Source organism: Sphaerospermopsis reniformis, assembly GCF_005402885.1.
Taxonomy (GTDB): domain Bacteria; phylum Cyanobacteriota; class Cyanobacteriia; order Cyanobacteriales; family Nostocaceae; genus Sphaerospermopsis; species Sphaerospermopsis kisseleviana.
Window position 1 is genome coordinate 1 of record NZ_BJCE01000312.1, and the last position, 5,115, is coordinate 5,115.

Annotated in this window: 5 protein-coding genes and 1 pseudogene; 1 reads left to right on the top strand and 5 read right to left on the bottom strand. The window is 44.8% G+C overall.

Annotated features, from left to right (window positions below; translation table 11 throughout):
• The 5 genes and pseudogenes from FFR48_RS25130 to FFR48_RS30670 form a co-directional block, all read right to left on the bottom strand.
• Positions 1-1,320, bottom strand: a 1,320-nt coding sequence (locus tag FFR48_RS25130; RefSeq protein WP_137669250.1) for a WD40 domain-containing protein, incomplete at its 3' end; no start/stop codon positions are given.
• A gap of 10 nt (positions 1,321-1,330) precedes the next feature.
• Complete coding sequence (locus tag FFR48_RS25135; protein WP_137669251.1) at positions 1,331-2,224, bottom strand: S1 family peptidase; 894 nt, start codon at positions 2,222-2,224, stop codon at positions 1,331-1,333.
• Between the two features lie 23 nt (positions 2,225-2,247).
• On the bottom strand, positions 2,248-2,880 hold the full coding sequence (locus tag FFR48_RS25140; RefSeq protein WP_137669252.1) for a COP23 domain-containing protein: 633 nt from the start codon (positions 2,878-2,880) through the stop codon (positions 2,248-2,250).
• Between the two features lie 119 nt (positions 2,881-2,999).
• The gene (locus tag FFR48_RS25145) at positions 3,000-4,589 is read right to left on the bottom strand and encodes a serine/threonine-protein kinase (RefSeq protein WP_162501960.1); all 1,590 of its coding nucleotides are present in this window, start codon (positions 4,587-4,589) and stop codon (positions 3,000-3,002) included.
• Between the two features lie 3 nt (positions 4,590-4,592).
• Positions 4,593-4,682: pseudogene (locus FFR48_RS30670) on the bottom strand (4-Cys prefix domain-containing protein); the annotation flags it as partial.
• Between the two features lie 160 nt (positions 4,683-4,842).
• Here FFR48_RS30670 and FFR48_RS25150 point away from each other — a divergent pair.
• Positions 4,843-5,001: a hypothetical protein gene (locus FFR48_RS25150; protein WP_162501961.1), complete on the top strand. Its 159-nt coding sequence runs from the start codon at positions 4,843-4,845 to the stop codon at positions 4,999-5,001.
• Positions 5,002-5,115 lie beyond the last annotated feature (114 nt).

Genomic DNA, 5,115 nt, shown 5'->3' on the forward strand with positions numbered 1-5,115 from the left:
ACTCCCAGAAGCTAAGGTTTTACCATCGGGGCTGAAGGCTACTGAATTAACGTTATCTGAATGTCCGGTGAGGGTGGCGATTAACTTCCCCGTGGCGACATCCCACAGTTTGATGGTTCTATCCCCACTCCCAGAGACTAGGGTTTTACCATCAGGGCTGAAGGCTACTGACACAACCGGCTCTGAATCTCCCGTGAGGGTGGCGATTGACTTGCCGGTGACGACATCCCACAGTTTGATGGTGTTATCCCAACTCCCAGAAGCTAAGGTTTTACCATCGGGGCTGAAGGCTACTGACAAAACCGACTCTGAATGTCCGGTGAGGGTGGTGATTGACTTCCCCGTGGCGACATCCCACAGTTTGATGGTGTTATCCCAACTCCCAGAAGCTAAGGTTTTACCATCGGGGCTGAAGGCTACTGAACTAACCGAATTTGAATGTCCGGTGAGGGTGGCGATTGACTTGCCGGTGGCGACATCCCACAGTTTGATGGTGTTATCCGTACTCCCAAAAGCTAAGGTTTGACCATCGGGGCTGAAGGCTACTGAAAGAACCCGGAATGAATGTCCGGTGAGGGTGTTAACTAAGGTAGAACTTGACCAGGGAACCACCCGCGCCCGTCGGGAGAGGTCAGGGATTTTCTCTATAGGGATACCCTGCACTCCGTCTCTGGTTACGTAGCCCAGTTCTGACTTACCATAGATGCCAATGACAAACCCCCGCTGGTCAAAAATTGGTCCGCCACTGACTCCCGGTTGGGGTTTACCGGACATAATTAAGTCGTATCCTTGCTTTTCTCCCTGACTGCGGGATGTCAGTTGATCCGTTGTAAACTTATACTGTCTAGGATTGGTATTTTTGGGGGCATTGGCGGGAAACCCGGCATAATATAGGGGAGAACCGTTGTTGACTGTGCGGGAATCTGCTACCGCTGCCACTCTATACTCTTTAGTGCTGGTGAAAGTAATGATGGCTAAATCTAATCCTCGTAGGCGCTCAATTTTGTCAATCTCGTGGCTTTCTCCATCCCCAGTAATTATCTCGTAATCCCCAGTAATTACCTGATTGTCCCCTGGCTTTTTCACAACATGAAAGGCAGTCAGGACAGTATAAACATTACCTTGACGATTAATTATTACCCCAGAACCTACACCATCCAAGCCACCGATATTGACGGTGATTTGTCGGGCAATGTTGTTAATTTCGGCTGTTGTCACCCTGGGTATTTCCACTGGGTTAACGGCTAGGACTGGTTGTAAATACACTACTGCTGCTGTGGTAGCGCCTAAAATTACTGCTAGTTCGGGGGTAAATTTCATAGATAATCTATCACCTGAAGGTAAACTGGCCAGGGAAAAAATCACTGACGGGAATACCCCAACTATATTGAATAATGGTGGCTACATCCCTGGGGTTAACAGAAGAGCCATCGGCAAATACATAGGAATTACCCCAAATAGGTTGGGCATGAAGTCCGTTAATACCTACTACTTCGCCTCTACAGTTCAACAATGGTCCACCGCTCATACCTTTAATCACATCACTGGTGTAACCAATGCGGTATCCCCCCTCTAGGGGTTTGGGTAATACCTCGGTGATTTCACCGGGTTTAATGGCTAAGTTGCCATCAGCCGGGGTTTTACGTCTGGTTTGTCCAGGGGCTTGTGCAGACAGGGGGAAACCAGCGGCCATGACAAAGCCTGAACGGGGAGCAACATTTGCCATGGTGGCAGGGTTGTAATGTCCCCTATGGTATTTAAACTGTAACAGGGCTAAATCTTTACCAAGGAAATGGGTTTTATCCTCTACAGCGGTAACGGTGTGATATAAACCATCGAAGGTTTCAACCCAGTATGGGGCTGTACCTGCCTGTAAAACATGGTGATTGGTGATGATGCTATAGGTGTCACCAGCTTTACTCACCAACACCCCAGAACCAAGGGGCAGATAGTTACCATTTCGGTCAGGGCGATGGATAATTTTAACTGTAATTAACCGAGCTTCTGCCTGTACTGCGGTTTCCCCAGGGCAATAGTTATTACTTATCCTATTACTTATCCTATTACTAACCCTATTACTAACCCTATTACTTATCCTATTACTTATCCTATTACTTACCCCTGGGGTGAGAGGCGGTGAAGCATCCACTATCCCAGACACCCCAGAAGTGATGGCGGCACTCACTGTCACCAAAATTGTGAGGAATTTTTTCCACTCACTCATCTGCGCCTCTCAAAGGTTTTAAGTTACCAAAGGTTTTCGGACTGCGGCTGTGGCTGCGGTGGATGAGAATTGGCACTAGGGATAGACAAGTGAGCGTTAATAATATCATCTATGCTCACCCTGACAACCCCATCACTATCCCCGTCGGGAATTGCAACTCTGCCGCGATCATTGCTGTTCAACAAAACTGCTTGACCAGAGGCACTACGACGGGTATTTAATAGACTATCTAGGAACTTGCCGGGATCTGTGCCATTGGTGACTGTCAGCAAAGTATTCTTACTATTGCAGACTTGTTCACCAATACCTAAACCGCAGATGACTGGTTGATTATTCACCCTTCCCACTCCCAGTCCGTGGAGTTTTCCTTGACGATGCAATTCTTCAAACCGTCGAGACACAAACTGGCAACGTTTCCGGGGTGTCCAGGTATCATTAATCCTACTATTTTCAGTCCAAGTAATAATGGGGACATTACCAGTACGGTGACGTACCATGGTAGCAGGGTAGGCAACATCTGCATTTGTAGCCCAGTTAGTCCCACAGAAAAAGTCCTGGGATTGGGCTGCTGTGGGTTGGCTATTAATCACTGCAACGCTAGATACACTAAAGGCTACAGCTAGGGATGTTAGAGGTACTTTCAAGTATTTTTTCATAACAGGGCTATGAAGTTGTAAAGGAAAACTTTGGTTAATATTCTTGAATATTTGGGCTGTTGGTAGCAATAATAGCCCGCTGCTGCTACTGTAGCATCATTCCACACCTATGTAAACAATTAACTGCTAAATTTTAACCTTGGGTTTACGGACTGGGAGTTTGTAGCTGGTAAATTAATTTTCCAGGAAGGTAATATATGCTTCTTGACGGTGGAGACGAATTGACTATAAGATGGTTCTTCACCTTTATAGGTGAGAATGTACAGTTTTCCCCCGTAGATCGTCCAAGTTTCTAGAAAACGCACTGATCTGTTAGGGTCTTGTTTGTTGGTGTAAACCACTTGATACCCTGGACGTTGATTAATGGTAATCTGTTGAGATGTGTCAATAGTATGCCCTTGGTCTTTGAGTTTTTGTAAATAGGAGTTGGTATACCCTGTCAGGGTTTCCCCTGGAGGTAACTCTTCTTGGCTAATGAAGACAGAGGGAGAGTCAGAACTACTGCGGAAGTTGTTGGGAGTCAACTCAAATTTTAATCCTGGGAAGAAAACGTTTATTGGCTTCGGCTTGACAATCCAATTTTGAGGATAGTTTAACTCAATTCCAGTGTTCGGGTCTTTCAATATCCTCAGTTGGGGACTGGGCGGAATCCGGTTAACAATAATATATATAAATATAAACACTGCCATCATCACCGCCGTCGCACCGCCTATCAGTAGTTTTAATGGCCTTTGTTTCCCGGTAGCAGTAATCTTAGTTGGATCATCATTACCTGAATTTGTCTCCTGATTTTTTGAGGTAACTTTCTCCACAGCCTCAATTACTTCCGCCGCTGACTGATACCGCGCCTCTGGTTGTGGATGTAGCATTTTATCTAGTATGTCAGCCAATTTATTACTGACAATCCCAGGGTATTTGTTTCTCCATTCCCATTGATTAGCGTAATTACGGATATTCTTCAGGTCGTCCTTAGTTAATAATTGAATACATGATGCTGCTAGGGCATATAAATCCGTGGCAGGGTAAACAATTCTTCCTTGTTCTGGGGGGGCGTATAGAGGAGTGCTAAACACTAAAGATTTTTGGGGATCATTTTCTCCGGGTATAATCTGCTTAACGGCACCAAAATCAATGAGAACTAGCTTGTTAGTCCCTTGTTCCCTGATAATATTACTGGGTTTAATATCCCGATGGATACTGAGTTTACCATCATAGTTAACGCTGTGAATTAGTTTCAGCACTGGGAGAATTTGCTGTAACACATCAATAATCTCTGATTCTGAGAATCGTCTTCGGCTGTTCAACTCCTGGGATAAGTCTTCACCCTCAATGTATTGTTGCACTAAATATTTATATTCATATTGATATTCATATTGATATTCAAAGTCAGTATTTTCCCCAAAGGAGGGAGCGGTGAAGCTGAAATAATCGTATAAAGAGGGAATTTGTCCGGTTTTATCCCCTAAAGATTCTAAAACCCGCGCCTCCCGTTCAAAGGCTTTTTCAATAGCTTGTTTTATCGCTGCTTTTTGTTCGGGTGTTTTGTCTGCACCTAAATTTTTAGGATTAATATACAATCTTTTAATCACACAGTAATCTTGATTCAAGCGTCCTAAGTTAACAGCTTGAAAAGTTTCCCCAAACCCTCCTTTACCCAGGGGCTTTATGGGTTGATACCGCCCCTTTGAACTTGATAGAATCAGGGGCATTCCACAGGCTTGACAGGTGGGGTCATTCTCTTCTAAGTGGTTTTCAGGTTTGGGGCAGCCTAGCCTGGTACAATAATATGCTTGGGGAGGCATGGTAGTGAGGTTGGGTAATATTCATAGTTACTAAAAATATAATCACATTATAGTTAGTTAATGAACCGCTGTATAAAACCTACTGAAATATAGGACTAATATAGGACTCCTATTTGATTATTGAAAAAAACTCCATACACCAAAATTCTCTAAAAGCCTCTTGCCTCTTGCCTTCTTTCCCAATCACCCATCACCAATCACCAATCACCCATCACCCATCACCAATCACCCATCACCCATCACCAAGCACCCATCACCCAGCACCGATCACCCATCACCCATAACCCATCACCAAACAACCACAACCACACACCAATAACACAAGACCCAACCCAAAACCAGCAACACCAAACACACATCAACCATCGCCCATACTCCGCCACACAATATCAATAACCACATCCCAACAACTCTTTACACATACCCCTCATGC

Coding starts and splice junctions, on each gene's coding strand:
- FFR48_RS25135 (WP_137669251.1), bottom strand. CDS start 2,224: ATGAGTGAGTGGAAAAAATTCCTCACAATTTTGGTGACAGTGAGTGCC.
- FFR48_RS25140 (WP_137669252.1), bottom strand. CDS start 2,880: ATGAAAAAATACTTGAAAGTACCTCTAACATCCCTAGCTGTAGCCTTT.
- FFR48_RS25145 (WP_162501960.1), bottom strand. CDS start 4,589: ATGCCCCTGATTCTATCAAGTTCAAAGGGGCGGTATCAACCCATAAAG.